The organism is Archangium sp., assembly GCF_036277355.1.
Taxonomy (GTDB): Bacteria; Myxococcota; Myxococcia; order Myxococcales; family Myxococcaceae; genus Archangium.
In genome coordinates, this window is record NZ_DASUNC010000171.1 from 15214 (window position 1) to 29240 (window position 14027).

General features: G+C 69.7%; 15 protein-coding genes. 13 read left to right on the top strand and 2 right to left on the bottom strand.

What is annotated here, in order from left to right; translation table 11 throughout:
* Positions 1-61: 61 nt before the first annotated feature.
* The 6 genes from VFZ09_RS42210 to VFZ09_RS42235 all read left to right on the top strand — a co-directional run bounded on the left by VFZ09_RS42210 (position 62) and on the right by VFZ09_RS42235 (position 6173).
* Positions 62-916 (top strand): hypothetical protein, encoded by an 855-nt coding sequence (locus VFZ09_RS42210; RefSeq protein WP_329733470.1) that lies wholly within the window; start codon positions 62-64, stop codon positions 914-916.
* Positions 913-1881, top strand: coding sequence for a zinc ribbon domain-containing protein (locus VFZ09_RS42215; RefSeq protein ID WP_329733471.1), 969 nt, complete (start codon positions 913-915; stop codon positions 1879-1881). The genes VFZ09_RS42210 and VFZ09_RS42215 overlap by 4 nt, the downstream gene beginning before the upstream one ends.
* 118 nt (positions 1882-1999) lie before the next feature.
* A complete protein-coding gene (locus VFZ09_RS42220; RefSeq protein WP_329733472.1) occupies positions 2000-3166 on the top strand; it encodes an MBL fold metallo-hydrolase in 1167 nt (388 codons plus the stop codon).
* 261 nt (positions 3167-3427) lie between these two features.
* Positions 3428-4336, top strand: coding sequence for a LysR family transcriptional regulator (locus VFZ09_RS42225; RefSeq protein WP_329733473.1), 909 nt, complete (start codon positions 3428-3430; stop codon positions 4334-4336).
* A gap of 138 nt (positions 4337-4474) precedes the next feature.
* Positions 4475-4804, top strand: coding sequence for a thioredoxin (trxA, locus tag VFZ09_RS42230; protein ID WP_329733474.1), 330 nt, complete (start codon positions 4475-4477; stop codon positions 4802-4804).
* Positions 4805-4892: 88 nt separating this feature from the next.
* The gene (locus VFZ09_RS42235; protein WP_329733475.1) at positions 4893-6173 is read left to right on the top strand and encodes a hypothetical protein; all 1281 of its coding nucleotides are present in this window, start codon (positions 4893-4895) and stop codon (positions 6171-6173) included.
* A 21-nt stretch (positions 6174-6194) separates the two neighbouring features.
* On the opposite strand, the gene VFZ09_RS42240 is transcribed toward VFZ09_RS42235, so the two are convergent.
* Positions 6195-7163, bottom strand: a complete 969-nt coding sequence (locus VFZ09_RS42240; RefSeq protein ID WP_329733476.1) for an FHA domain-containing protein — start codon at positions 7161-7163, stop codon at positions 6195-6197.
* A gap of 78 nt (positions 7164-7241) precedes the next feature.
* Here VFZ09_RS42240 and VFZ09_RS42245 point away from each other — a divergent pair, with 78 nt between their 5' ends.
* From VFZ09_RS42245 to VFZ09_RS42275, 7 genes are all read left to right on the top strand, one after another.
* Positions 7242-7745, top strand: coding sequence for a GrpB family protein (locus VFZ09_RS42245; protein ID WP_329733477.1), 504 nt, complete (start codon positions 7242-7244; stop codon positions 7743-7745).
* A 172-nt stretch (positions 7746-7917) separates the two neighbouring features.
* Complete coding sequence (locus VFZ09_RS42250) at positions 7918-8352, top strand: hypothetical protein (RefSeq protein ID WP_329733478.1); 435 nt, start codon at positions 7918-7920, stop codon at positions 8350-8352.
* A 347-nt stretch (positions 8353-8699) separates the two neighbouring features.
* Positions 8700-9005, top strand: coding sequence for a hypothetical protein (locus VFZ09_RS42255; RefSeq protein WP_329733479.1), 306 nt, complete (start codon positions 8700-8702; stop codon positions 9003-9005).
* Positions 9006-9014: 9 nt separating this feature from the next.
* A complete protein-coding gene (locus tag VFZ09_RS42260) occupies positions 9015-10148 on the top strand; it encodes an aminotransferase class I/II-fold pyridoxal phosphate-dependent enzyme (protein ID WP_329733480.1) in 1134 nt (377 codons plus the stop codon).
* Positions 10149-10286: 138 nt separating this feature from the next.
* Entirely contained in the window at positions 10287-11783 is a 1497-nt protein-coding gene (locus VFZ09_RS42265) for an ATPase domain-containing protein (RefSeq protein WP_329733481.1), read from the top strand.
* Positions 11784-11785: 2 nt separating this feature from the next.
* A complete protein-coding gene (locus VFZ09_RS42270) occupies positions 11786-12163 on the top strand; it encodes a response regulator (protein ID WP_329733482.1) in 378 nt (125 codons plus the stop codon).
* A 62-nt stretch (positions 12164-12225) separates the two neighbouring features.
* Positions 12226-13203, top strand: a complete 978-nt coding sequence (locus VFZ09_RS42275) for an NYN domain-containing protein (protein ID WP_329733483.1) — start codon at positions 12226-12228, stop codon at positions 13201-13203.
* A 148-nt stretch (positions 13204-13351) separates the two neighbouring features.
* Here the strand turns inward: VFZ09_RS42275 and VFZ09_RS42280 are convergent, their stop codons facing one another.
* On the bottom strand, positions 13352-13852 hold the full coding sequence (locus VFZ09_RS42280) for a nuclear transport factor 2 family protein (protein WP_329733484.1): 501 nt from the start codon (positions 13850-13852) through the stop codon (positions 13352-13354).
* Between the last annotated feature and the right edge of the window lie 175 nt (positions 13853-14027).

The window sequence follows — 14027 nt, forward strand, 5'->3', positions numbered from 1 at the left end:
GGAGTCTGAGATGAACTTACGGTGCCAATCATGTGGGGCTGATCTCGTGGTAGCGGAAGAGTTGCGCACGACGGTATGTCCCTACTGCGCGGCGCCGTCGGTGGTGGAGCGGCCGCCGAGCGTGGACAGGCCCGCGCCCACCTTCACGCTGGGCTTCGCGATGACGCAGCCGTTGGCGGCGGATCGCGTGAAGCACTGGCTGCGCACGCGCCATCCGTGGAGCCACTCGGGGCTGAAGAAGGCGCCGCTGCAGGACGTGCGTGGCATCTACGTGCCGGCGTACCTCTACAGCGCGCTGGCGCAGTCGGAGTACAGCGCCTCCATCGGGGAGAACTACACCGAGACGGAGACGTACACGACGACGGAGAACGGCAAGACGGTCACCAAGACGCGCACGGTGACGAAGACGGAGTGGCGCTCGCTGAGCGGGCGGCATGCCGAGTACGTGCCGGACGTGCTGGTGACGGCCTCTCGCGGGCTGTCCAACGTGGAGCTGGAGCGCATCGAGCCCTTCGATTTGCGCATGCTGGCGCGCTACGAGCCGGCGCTGGTGGCGGGGTGGATGGCGGAGGAGCCGTCGCTGTCGCGCGAGGAGTGTCTGGCCATGGCGCGGCAGGAGGCGGAGGAGAAGATGAAGCGGCGGCTGGACGCGTTCATGCCGGGGGACTCGCACCGGATGCAGAGCGTGGACACGCGGCTGAGCGAGGAGTCGTTGGAGGTGTGCCTGGTGCCCGTATGGGTGCTGGCGGCGCGGTATGACCCGGAGAAGCCGCCGCTGCGGGTGGTGGTGAACGGGCAGTCGGGCGAGGTGCACGGCGAGGTGCCCATCTCCTGGGTGAAGGTGGTGCTGACGGTGGTGGCGGTGCTGGTGCTGGTGCTCGTCGTGTACCTGATGAACCAGGGAGGCCAGCCATGAGCGCGACGGTGGTGGCGGGGTGCGCGCGGTGCGGGAGCGCGCTGGAGCAGGGAGATTTGCGGTGCCCCATCTGCGCGCTGTCGGTGGACGAGCAGAGCGCCGGGGGCATGCAGCTGCAGAAGGTGCAGGCGAAGGTGGTGCGGTGCGTGAACTGCGGGGCCTCGCTGGAGTACTCGGCGGAGCTGAAGGCGCCGCGGTGTGCCTTCTGCGCCTCGGTGATGAAGGTGGAGACGACGGCGGATCCACTGGAGCAGGCGGAGTCCTTCCTGCCCTTCACGGTGGACGACGCGGCGGCGCGCGAGGCGCTGGGACGCTTCCTGGCGGAGAAGCGCTTCTTCCGGCCGGGGGACCTGGCGGCGGCGGCGGCGCTGCAGTCGCTGCGGCCCATGTGGTGGCCGGCGTGGGGCTTCACCGCGGGGGCGCGGGTGAGCTGGGCGGCGGACTCGGACGCGGGGAGCCGGCGCTCGGCGTGGGCGCCGCACTCGGGCCAGGAGACGATGAGCTTCCAGAACATCCTCGTGTCCGCGTCGAAGGGGTTGTCGGAGCGCGAGTGCGACAAGCTCGCGGCGCACTACCGGCTGGGCAGCGAGGAGCGGGCGCCGAGGGGGCCGGAGGACGCGCAGGTGGAGCGCTTCGACGTGACGCGCTCGGGGGCGCGCAAGCAGATATTGGCGGCGGTGGAGTCGCTGGCGCGCGAGGAGATGGAGCGCGAGCACGTGCCGGGCAGCCGGGTGCGCAACCTGCACGTGGCGGTGGTGCTCTCCAGCCTGGAGACGAAGCGCTACGCGCTGCCGGCGTACGTGCTGGCCTACCAGTACAAGGGCAAGGTGTACCGGGTGGTGGTGCACGGGCAGGACGCGAACGTGGTGCTGGGCGACGCGCCGCTGTCCTGGGCCAAGGTGCTGCTGGTGGTGGGCGGCGTGCTGCTCGCCCTGGTGCTGCTGGCGCTGATGTTCTCGCGCTGAGGGGCTGGCCGGGAGGGACGGGGAGCAAGCGTTGGGCGCGGGCCCCTGGGAGGTGTTGAGAAGACGGCGGCGCGTTAGTGTGGGCGGAGCCCGGTGAGGCCGGGCCCGGAGAGCACCGATGAAGAGCGGCGAGAAGCGCGGGACCCTGGCACGTGTGGCGCGGTGGACGGGGGGGCTGGGGGTGGTCGCGCTGGCCGCCATCGCCGTGGACGCATGGCCCGCGCTGGGGAAGAAGGCCCAGGGCGAGCGGCGCGCGCGGATGGAGCGCTCGGCGCAGTGGCAGGACGGCCACTTCGAGAACCCGCAGCCGCTCTACAACGACTGGTGGGGCTCGATGAAGGCCATGTTCGCCGCGAGCCCGTACGTGGGGCCCTCGGAGCCCCTGCCCACGGTGCCCGGCGATCGCCACCGCTTCGAGACGCCCCCGGCCACGGGCCTGCGTGTCACCTGGCTCGGTCATTCCTCGACGCTCATCGAGCTGGACGGGTACCGCATCCTCACGGACCCCATCTGGAGCGAGCGCGCCTCGCCCCTGGGCTGGGTGGGTCCGAAGCGCTGGTACGAGCCTCCCATCGCGCTCACGGAGCTGCCGCCCGTCGACGCCGTGGTCATCTCCCATGACCACTATGACCACCTCGACTACCCGACCCTGGTGGCGATGAAGGACTGGAACACCACCTTCGTGGTGCCGCTCGGGGTGGGGGCTCACCTGGCGTCGTGGGGCGTGCCCGAGTCGCGCATCGTCGAGCTCGACTGGTGGGAGCGCACGCGGGTGCGCGAGCTGGAGGTGGTGGCCACGCCCGCGCGTCATGCGTCGGGGCGCACGGTGCTCGACAAGGACGCCACGCTGTGGGCGGGCTTCGCGCTGCTGGGCCCGAAGCACCGCGCGTACTACTCGGGCGACACGGGGCTCTTCCCGGCGATGAAGGACATTGGCGCGCGCCTGGGGCCCTTCGACGTGACGATGATCGAAGTGGGCCAGTACCACAGCGCGTGGCCGGACTGGCACATCGGCCCCGAGCAGGCGGTGCTCGCGCACCGGATGGTCCAGGGCCGCGTCCTGCTGCCGGTGCACTGGGGACTCTTCACGCTCGCGCTCCACGGCTGGACCGAGCCCATCGAGCGCGTGCTCACGGCCGCCTCTCAGGCGGGGGACACGGTTGTTGTCCCCCGGCCCGGCCAGAGCATCGAGCCCGAGGCTCCGCCCACGCGCGAGCGCTGGTGGCCGGAGGTACCGTGGGAGACGGCGGCACAGCACCCCATCGTCTCCACCCGGGTGAACTGACGCCCCTGGAGGGCCGCGTCGATGGCCGCCCTGGCGCCCTCGTCGTCCATGTCGAGCCCGAAGTGGGCGATGGACTCGACGAAGACGTCCAGGGTGCCCTCCTCCTCCATGCGCTCGATGGACCGGCTGGTGTAGGCGGGGTCGTCCTGGTGCTTCTCGCACAGTCGCGGGGGGGAAATTCTCGCCGCTCGGGAATCATCGGAGGATGGAGCGGAAGGTTGCTCCCCCCCGCTCGGCACGGCCGGCGTAGGCTGGCGCCCCGTGTCCCCGACTCCTCCGTTGCTGGATGACATGCTCGTGTTCGCCGAGGTGGTGAGCGCGGGAGGCATCACCGCGGCGGCGGCGCGGCTGGGGCTGCGCAAGTCGACGGTGAGCCGGAGGCTGGCGGCGCTGGAGGAGCGGCTGGGGACGCGGCTGCTCGAGCGCAACACGCGGCGGCTGCGGCTCACCGAGCCGGGGCGCGAGTACCACGCCCACTGCGCGCGGCTCGTCGCGGAGGCGCGGGCGGTGAACCAGGCGGTGAGCGAGTCGCGCGGCACACCCCGGGGCACGCTGCGGGTGGCCACGTTCTCGCTGCTGGGCGAGCTGCTCACCCCGGTGCTCTCCGAGTTCCTCCTGCGCCACCCGCAGGTGCGCGTGCAGCTGTCGCTCGCCCAGGCGCACGTGGACCTCATCGCCGAGGAGTATGACCTGGCGCTGCGCACGGGGCCGCTGATGGACTCGTCCATGGTGGCGAAGCAGCTCGGGCACCTGCGCACCGGCTACTACGCGAGCCCGGCGTACCTCAGCCGGCGCGGTACGCCGCGGTCACCGGAGGCGCTCGAGGGCCACGAGTGCGTGCTGATCGCCGAGCCGGGCACGGACGAGGTGTGGTTCTTCACGGGCCCGCGAGGCGCGCGCACGGTGCCGGTGAGTGGCCGCTTGCAGGTGCCGAGCGTGCGAGCCGGGCATGCGGCGGCGCGAGCGGGACTGGGGCTGGTGCGCCTGCCCACGGTGCTCGTGGGGGACGACGTGCGCGCGGGCGTGCTCGTCCCGGTGCTGGAGGCGGTGACGCCGCCGGGCCAGCCCCTCTTCGCCGTCTACCCGAGCAGCCGGCAGTTGCCGCCCAAGGTGCGCGCCTTCCTCGACATGCTCGCCGAGCGGCGCGCCGCGCTTCCGTGGGAGCGCTGAGGTGATGGGGCTCTTCGCGGAACAATCCATTGCGTGGCGGGCTCTCGTCCGTGCGGGCCGCCGCCATTAAGTCCTTCCGTGCGAGGTGGGGCGATGGCCATGGAGGCCGGGACGCACCCGCCCCGGGAGGGACACGCCATGAGCACGGACATCATCGATCTGAGGGACCCGGACTTCCGCCGCGAGGTGTTGGAGGCGGAGGAGCCGGTGCTGGTGGACTTCACGGCGCAGTGGTGCGGACCGTGCCGCGCCATCAAGCCGGCGCTGGAGTCGCTCGCCTCCGAGTACAAGGGCCGGGTGAAGGTGACGCGCATCGACGTGGACGAGAGCCTGGTGACGGCGCAGGAGTACGGCATCCGCTCGATGCCCACCCTGCTCTTCTTCAAGCAGGGCAAGGTGGTGGGCCAGATTGTCGGCGCCGTGCCGAAGGCCAAGCTGGCGAGCGCGTTCCAGCAGGTGCTCGCGTAGGGTCCACTGCCAGTGGAACCGCCAGAAGAAGCCCTCCCCGGGTGCCCGTGAGTTGACCCGGGGGCCGCTCCACGGAAGGCTCTCGCGGATGAGAGACACGGCAGGAGCACGGAGCGGCGTCGAGGCCGAGCGTTCGGAGCTGGCGAGCCTGCGCCGGCAGCTCGAGGGGGGATTGGAGGTGCTCGAGGCGTGCTCCGCGCGCTATCGCGAGCTGTCCGAGGCCCTCCAGGCCAGGCGTTGGAAGGAGCGGCTGCGACAGGCCCCCAGCCTGCTGCACAGCGCTCTTCAGGCGGAGTCCTCCCTGCCCGAGGTCCTCACCCGTCTCCAGCGCCGGGCCGGCCAGGAGCCCGAGGGCAAGGGGCCCGCGAGCCGATGGCTGCGGGAGTTCGAAGAGGAGCGCACGGAGCTGTCGCGGCGCATCGCCCGGCGGCTCTCCCTCCGGAAGGACGGCTCGCTGACGGAGCGGCTCGGACGGCTCGAGGCCGTGGCGCTCGCGCCGCTGCCCCTTCCTCCCAGCGAGGGAGAGACGGTGCTGCTCGAAGGCAACGCGCGCTGGCCCCCTGTCTGGCACTGGATGATCTTCCTGGTGGTGTGGGCGTTCGTCAGCCCTCTGGAAGAGCCTTGGGTGGTCGTGCTCGTGGCCCTGCTCTTCTATGGCTGGTTCTACGTGCGCTCCGGGCGCTACTGGCTCACCTCGGAGCGGCTGCTCTGGAAGCCGCGCCTGGGAGCGCCCGTCCAGCTGCAACTGTCCTCGTTGGAGGAGGGGCAGGTCTCCGTGGGGGCCACGAGCATCGTCCGGGTGCGTGGGCGCAACCGCATGACCCTGCGCTACGTGCCGGACGCGTGGAGGCTCGCCGCGCTCCTCTGCATCTATCGCCGCCGCGAGTTCCGCGGCGCGGTCCGGAGGGATCCACGGCCCCTGATTGCTTTCGTGCGCATGTACATCACCACCCCGGGCGAGACCCCCAATATGGACAGTGCCCGGAGTGGATGGGGGGTGCTCCGGCCTGGGTTCGCCGCCTTCTTCTCTGGCCACCTGTACTCGAGGATCATCGAGGCCATCACCGAGCCCTCGGCCTCTTCCCGCGGGCCGGAGCGGCGCTCGCGCGAGAAGGTGGATGTCTCCGACTTCCTGGTCCTCGAGCAACTCCAGTTCCTGCCCGAGGAGCGGATCGACGCACTCCTTCGCAAGGCCCTCGAAGCCAATCCCGAGAGCTTCCTCTGGGAGCCGCGGGAGATGACGTGGCGCTTCGGCAACTCGGCGTCGATGGAGGTGAGCCGGGGCGGCACGGCCCTGTGGGTCCCCTCCCTCTCCTGGACGGAGAACCAGCACGTGGGGCGGATCCTCGAGCACTGGCGCCCGGAATGACACGCGGCCGGGAGCGCGCGGCTACGCGTGCAACCGGCTCCATTGGAGCAGGAGCTCATCGCCCAGCTCGAGCGAGCCGGAGTCCTCCAGGAGCGTCGTGTCTATCTGCGTGGAGCCGCGCCAGGTGCCATTGGTGCTGGCGGTGTCGATGGCCAGGAGGCTCGCGCCCACCTGGACCAGGAGCAGGTGCACGCGGGAGATCTGCCCGAGCCCCGCGAGCAGGATGCCACAGCGCTCGTAGCGGCCCAGCAGCACGCCCTGCTCCAGGCGCTCGAGGGAGACGCGGTGCCGTTCCCTCTTGTTCTCGCTCTCGAGCCGCAGTTCGCCCCAGGCGGCCTCGGGGCCCTCGTGTTCGCCGATCAGCAGCCGCAACGGGCCCAGGCGGACGATGTTGGTGTGGTCGCCCCGCGCCTCGGCATCCTGGCTCCGGGCGAGGCGGCGGGGGGCCACGGGGCTTCGCCGGTCGATGAACTGGCGCGAGGGGAGCGCACGCCAGGCCTGCTCGGCGCGCTCGGGCCAGGACGGCTCGGAGGGGCCGCGGGTGGGGAGGAAGAGGAGCGCGTACTCGCCCACGGAGACGTAGAGCAGCCCCTGGGCGCGCACCGCCGCGTTGGGCTGCCCGTCCTCGGTGAGGAAGGGGTGCGAGGTGTTGAGGTCCCACAGCCGGATGACGGGGGCGGTGCCGGGCGCGTCGGATTGCGCATGCAACACCAGGTGGCGCAGGGACACGTCGCCAGACATGAGCCGCAGTCCGCACCCGGTGTGCCGGCCGATGACGAGCGAGTGACCGGACTCGACGAGGACGGCCTCGACGACGCGAGCGTGGGCGTCCACCGCCACGGCGAGCACGGCCGGTTGCCGGGCGAGGTGGGCCAGTCCCCTCAGCCGGTCATAGGCGGAGATGAACGCATCATGTGCATCGAGTGGAGACGGACGCGACGTCAGGCCGCCGAGCACGGCGACGCGTGTCCTTTCATTGAAGTCCGACATCGTGAAGCCCCCCTGCGTCTTCGGACGAGGGTCAGCCTACTTGAGCGGGTGGTTTCGCGGTGAGACAAAGGGGGACTGATGGGAAACGTACGGTTTTACTCCTACGAACTGGTTCGCGAGCGGACGGAAGAAGCGTTTCGCGAGCACCACGCGCGGTTGTTTTCACTGCTGCCGTACGCGGACATCCAGCACGTGGGGAGCACGGCGATACCGGGAGCGCGGACGAAGGGGGACCTGGACATCCAGGTGCGGGTGCCGCCCGAGCGCTTCGCGGAAGCGGAGGCGGTGTTGGCGGAGCGGTACGCGAGGAACGAGGGGAGTGAGCGCACGCCCGGGTTCTCGAGCTTCAAGGACGACACGTTGGAGGTGCCGTTGGGAATCCAGCTCACGGCGATGGGAGGGAGCCACGACTTCTTCTCGCGGGTGAGGGATGTGCTGCGGGCGGACGCGAAGCTGTTGGCGGAGTACGACGCGCTGAAGGCGAGGTGGGAGGGCAGGCCGATGGACGCGTACCGGGAGGAGAAGGGGGCGTTCTTCGAGAAGCTGCTCGGCCTGGTGGCGTGGGAGGGGGCGCGGCGGTAGGTTGCGGCGGGCACTCCAGGAGGCTCAGGTGTTCTCGAGACGTTGCATCCGGTCAGGCTGGGTCTCCTCGGCGGGGCCCTCAGGGGTTCTTGGCTTCACGTTGACCCTCGGGTTGTTTGTCTGCGGCGGGTGCGCGACCGCGACTCCGGCGGTGCGCCCAGCCGGGACACCGATGAAGACGAGTTGTCCCGACTCCATCGAGCTGCCCTCGGTCGAAGAGTGTCTCGAGGAGGCGGTGAAAATCGACGATGAGCTCCTCATGAGCTGCGTGCGCCGGCAGTGCAGCACCCTCACGGTGACCTGCGGTGAGTGGAGCCAGCAGAAATGTAGGGAAGAGAGTCAGCGTTCCAGCACGGCCGTGCTTGCGTTCACCGTGGTTCCCTGGCCGGGAATGCTCTATCGGTTCTACCCGGTCAAGGAGAGCCACTGGTGCGAGGATCCGACATCGCCTGAGTGCACCAGGAAGGTGGTCATCCACGAACTGGCGCATTCGTGCGGCTGGAACCATGGACAAGGCCATAACGTTCCCGGGAACAATCCTGAGCGCGAGCCCATCCCTGAGTGCGCATGTGCCGACGAGAACGGTGCGAGGACCGCATGCGAATGAACCCTGTCGGACTTGGACTCGTCTCCCTGTGCCTGCTGGTGGCCTGTTCGGGGTTCCCCTTTTTCGGGAAGCGAGCCCCACCCGAACCAAGACGTGGGGCCATCCGTGACGCGGGTGTTGCGCTTCCTTCTCGCGTCATGCTGGAGGTGCAAGACATCCAATACGATGGGTTGACGATTTCGGCGCGAATCCTGGTGAGTCCCGAAGGGGGCTCCTTGCACCTGGACAGGCGGCTCATTCCGAGCGTCGATGTGAGCATGGGGCTCTTCGCGGATTGTGAGCGTGGGTCCGTGCCGTCCATCCAGATGGATAGGTTCTTCCCACCGTTGGAGCGGGCGGAGAACCTGATGGTTCTCGAGCCTGGCTACTGGTACGGCACCACGGTGGAGTTCAAGCCATTCGACGCTCACTTCACCGGTCTCGGGCCGGAGTGCGTCGAGGCCACCCTCCGTCTCCACTCATTCGACGGCAGAGTCGTGGTCCGCGAGCGCATCCGGGCCGTGCGTCCTCCCTCTCCGGACGGGGGCACGCGGAAGGGCGAATGGCCGGAGATGGACTGGGGTGCGCTGCTGGACGGCGGCACCCAGGAGGACGGCGGCACCCAGGACACCCCGGACGCGGGCTCCTTGGCAAACCCGCCCGGCTCGCGGTAGCGAAGCCGCATGCGGATTCCGGATTTCAAGCTCGAGCGGTACTTCGCGAAGTGGGAGTTCAACGCGCCGTATCTGCTGTGCTCCTCGGACATCGAGGGCTGGCGGATGAGCGAGCTGCTCGCGCTGGCGGACGCGGACGGGCGCGAGCGCTGGGAGCGGTTGTCGCTGGGCTACACCGAGTCCACCGGCCTGCCGGCGCTGCGCGAGGAGATTGCCCGGCTGTACCCCGGGCTGGAGCCGCGGCACGTGCTGACGTTCGGCGGGGCGCAGGAGGCCCTCTTCGTCCTGATGAACGTGCTGCTGGGCCCGGGAGACCACGCGGTGGTGACGTGGCCGGGCTACCAGTCGCTGTACGAGGTGGCGCGGGCCACGGGCGCCGAGGTGTCGCTGCTGCGGCTGCGCGAGGAGGACGGCTGGAGGCTGGACCTGGACGCGCTGAAGCGCGAGCTGCGGCCCCACACGAAGCTGCTGGTGGTCAACTTCCCGCACAACCCGACTGGCGCCCTGCCCGGCGCGGCGACATGGAAGGACCTCTTCGCCCTCGCCGACGAGCGCGGCCTCCACGTGCTGGCGGACGAGGTGTACCGGCTGTTGGAGCACGACCCGAAGGACACCCTGCCCGCGGGAGCGGAGCTGTCGGCGCGCGGCGTGAGCCTGGGCGTCATGTCCAAGGCCTTCGGGCTGGCGGGGCTGCGCGTGGGCTGGCTCGCGAGCCGGGACACCGCCCTGCTGGAGCGCTGCGCGGCCTACAAGGACTACACCACCATCTGCAACGCCGCCCCGAGCGAGGTGCTCTCCCTCATCGCGCTCCGGGCGAAGGACCGCGTGCTGGCCCGCAGCCGCGAGCTCCTCTCGCGCAACCTCGCGGTGCTGGATGACTTCTTCGTCCGGCGCGCGGACACGTTCCGCTGGGTCCGCCCGGCCTCGGGAAGCGTGGCCTTCCCCAGGTTGTTGAAGCAGATGCCGGTGGCCGGTTTCTGCCAGCGCCTGGTGGAGACCGAGGGCGTGCTGCTGCTGCCCGGTGACGTGTATGACTTTCCGGGCAACCACTTCCGGCTCGGACTGGGCCGGACGAACATGCCCGAGGCGCTCGCGCGGCTGGAGCGCTTCTGCGACGCCTCGTGGAACCAGACGGGGCGCTGAGCACCGCCGCACTCTGTACGTCGCCCGACAGATGGCCGCGGCCTTGTGGTACCTGGAGCCCTGGAGCGTGAAGCCGGGGTCCTGTGCCAGGACGCCCGTGGTATGGACGGTAGCTGTCCGGGAAGGAACGAGGGCGAGATGAGCGAGTCGACGACGGAGCGGCCTCAGGACCGGATTCCCACGGGGGTGCCCGGGCTGGACACCGTGCTGCACGGCGGCCTGCTGCGCCGGGGCGTGTACATGCTCCAGGGCCGCCCGGGCGCGGGGAAGACGATCCTCACCAACCAGATGTGCTTCCACCATGCCGCCCAGGGTGGCCGCGTCCTCTACGCCACCCTGCTGGCGGAGACCCACGAGCGCCTGCTCTTCAACCTCGAGCCGCTCTCCTTCTTCGACACCTCCCGCATCCCCGAGCAGATCTCCTACCTGAGCGCCTTCGCCACGCTCGAGCAGGGCGGCCTCAAGGGGCTCGTCGAGGTGCTCCGGCGCGAGGCGCGGGGACGCCAGGCCACCCTGCTCGTGGTGGACGGCCTGGTGACGGTGGAGGAGAGCGCCCAGTCCAAGCGCGACTTCAAGAAGTTCATCCACGAGCTTCAAATCCACGCCAACCTCGTCGGCTGCACCATCCTGCTGCTCACCAGCTCGAGCGCGGAGCCGGTGGGGCCCGAGCACACCATGGTGGACGGGGTGATCGAGCTCTCCGACAACCGCGTGGGCCGGCAGGCCGAGCGCGAGCTGGAGGTGAAGAAGTTCCGCGGCAGCAGCTACCTGCGCGGCGGTCACGCCTTTCAAATCACCCGCGAGGGCATCTCGGTGCTCCCGCGCATCGAGGCGCTCCTCCAGGAGCCCTCCCGAAGCGATCCCTGCAAGACGGAGCGGGTCTCCACGGGAATCACCCAGCTGGACAAGATGCTGCACGGAGGCCTTCCCTGTGCCTCCACCAGCGTGCTCTTCGGCCCCACCGGAGCGGGCAAGACGACGTTCGGGCTGCACTTCCTCGATGAGTCGAGCAAGGCGGAGCCCGGCCTCCACTTCGGCTTCTACGAGACGCCGCCCCGCCTGCTCCTCAAGGCCCGCGCGTTGGGGCTGGACCTGGACAAGAAGCAGAAGCAGGGCGTGGTCGACATCCTCTGGCACCCGCCCACCGAGCGCCTCCTGGATGGGCTCGGCCACAAGCTGCTCGGGGCGGTGCGCGAGCGGGGCGTGAAGCGGCTCTTCATCGACGGGGTGGATGGCTTCCTGCAGTCGGCGACCCATCCCGGCCGCATCAGCCACTTCCTCGCCGCGCTCACCAACGAGCTGCGGGTGCTCGGGGTCACCACCCTCTACACCAGCGAGCTGCAGGAGATGTACAGCCAGGAGGTGAAGCTGCCCATCAGCGGCATCTCCAGCCTCGTGGAGAACATCTTCTTCCTGCGCTTCGTGGAGCTGCGCTCGAAGCTGCACCGGATGCTGTCCGTGGTGAAGGTGCGCGACAGCGACTACGACTCCTCCTTCCTGGAGTACCGCATCACCTCCCGGGGCATCGAGCTCGCCGACACCTTCCAGGGCGCCGAGTCCGTCCTCACGGGTGATGCGAGGGCGGTCTCCCCGCCCAGGCGCAAGAAGGGCCTGCTCAAGAAGCGGAGCCGCTAGCCGTGAAGACGCTCCTCGTGGTGGACGATGAGGCCGGCATCACCGAAGCGCTCAACGACTTGTTGAGCGAGGAAGGCTTCCACGTGCTCGTCGCCCCCAACGGCCGGGTGGCCCTGGAGCGCATGGCGGAGAGACGGCCGGACCTCGTCCTGCTCGACTACATGATGCCGGTGATGGATGGGCGCGAGGTGCTCCTGGCGCTCCAGGGCGAGGCCGGGACGCGGGACATCCCCGTGCTCATGATGAGCGCCGTGCCCCGCGCCAGCCTGCCCGTGGACTGCAAGCCCACCGCCTTCCTGCGCAAGCCCTTCACCATCGACCGGCTGCTCCTGGAGGTGCGCCGGTTGCTCCCCGGGGGACCTGGGAAGTCATTTGAGTGATGGACCTGGGGGAGCAGGTCATGGATGCTCGCGAGGCCGTCCCGGGTTGGGAGTAGGGGAGGATGGCACGCACCCGGGAGGGCTTCTTGGAAAACAATCAGCACCGCATCGCGCTGTTCCTCGACTTCGAGAACCTGGTGACGAACACCGGGTTCACCGCCGGCAACTTCGACCTGCAGCCGGCGATGGACCGTCTGCTGGAGCGGGGCAAGGTGGTGTTCCGCCGGGCCTACTGCGACTGGTCTCGCTTCAAGGAGGCCAAGGGCAACCTGCACGAGTTCGGCGTGGAGCTCATCGACGTGCCGCCCTCGACGCGCTCGGGGAAGAACGGGGCGGACATGCGCCTGGTCATCGACGCGCTGGAGCTGTGCTACGCGCGCGAGCACATCGACACGTTCGCCATCGCCTCGGGAGACAGCGACTTCTGCCCGCTGGCGTACAAGCTGCGCGAGAATGGCAAGCAGCTCATCGGGCTCGCGGTGAAGGAGGCGACGAGCCCCCTCTTCGTGAAGGCGTGTGACGAGTTCATCTACCTGAGGCCGCGCACCCGGGCCGAGAAGGACAAGGAGAAGGAGAAGCGCGCCCACGAGCACGAGGAGGCCGCGAAGGGCCGCGGCGGCAAGCACGGCAAGGGGCACGGGGAGAAGCAGGGGAAGGAGCAGGCGCAGGGCTCCAAGGGCAAGGCCGAGGGCTCGAAGACCGAGGTGCCGGAGAGCGTGGTGGAGGTGGTGCAGCGGCTGCTGGCGCGGACGACGGGGACGCTCAATCCGTCCCTCATCAAGGAAGCGCTGGTGCGCAAGGAGCCGGACTTCGACGAGCGGGACCACGGCTTCTCGTCGTTCACCAAGCTGCTGTCGGCGCTGGAGCACGAGGGAGTGCTCAAGCGGGTGCAGCAGGGCCGGCAGTGGTACGTGGTGGCGCCGGACGCGGCGCCGCTGGAGCCGGTGCCCGAGCCGAAGGGCCGGGGCCGGGCCGCGCGTCCTTCCGCGGAGGAGGAGGACGAGGAGGAGGTCTACCCGGATCCGGTGGACGACTTCTAGGTCACGCCTCCAGCACCTCCGAGAGGCTGTTGGCGGAGAGGGCCCGCTCGAGCCAGCGCTCGAGCGTGGCCATGTTCGTGCACTTCAGGATGCGTTGGCGGGACTGCTTGTCCAGCTCTCCCGCCGAGCCTCTTCCAGTCTCGCGAAGCTACGGGCTCTTCTTCTCCGTGCGCGTCTTCTCGTGGGCCTCGATGCGCTGCTTGAAGTCCTCCATCAGCTCATTGGGGATGGGAATCGAGAGGTTGTACTGGGCGATCTTCCAGGTGCCTCCGTCCTTCACGAGCACGCCCGAGCCGCGCGCCGGGCCCATGTTGGGCGTGGAGAGCGCCTCGTCGAACCAGGCCACCGCGCCGTCCTTCGAGAAGCTCACGTGGCGGGACACGGAGGTGAAGCTCCAGGCCTTGCCCTTGGAGAAATAGGGCTTCGCCCACCCGCGGAACTCATCGCGCGTCCAGCGCTCGGTGGCATCCGTGCCGAGGAAGACGGCGTCGGGCGTGAGGTGGCCGAAGTAGCGGGCCTCGTCCGCCTGGGCGGCGGCCTTGTGCCAGTCGTCGAGCACGGCGTTCACGGCGGCCGTGGGCGTGGCGGGCGTTGCCGTCCTGGGCGTGACGGTCAGCAGGGTGAGGCAGAGCAGGGTCAGGGTGGACATGGGCGCCATGAGCGCGCGGAGGACGGAGCGGGTCAAGCCGCGCGTGCCCCCGGCAGGTGGGCGCTCCCTTCACTCCGGGAGCGCCTTGCCCGTGGTCTTGTCGGGGAAGGTGCGCCGGTGCGTCCCTTGTCGTCGAGTGCCCGGGTGGGGGATCGTGGAGACGTTGTCCAGGAGA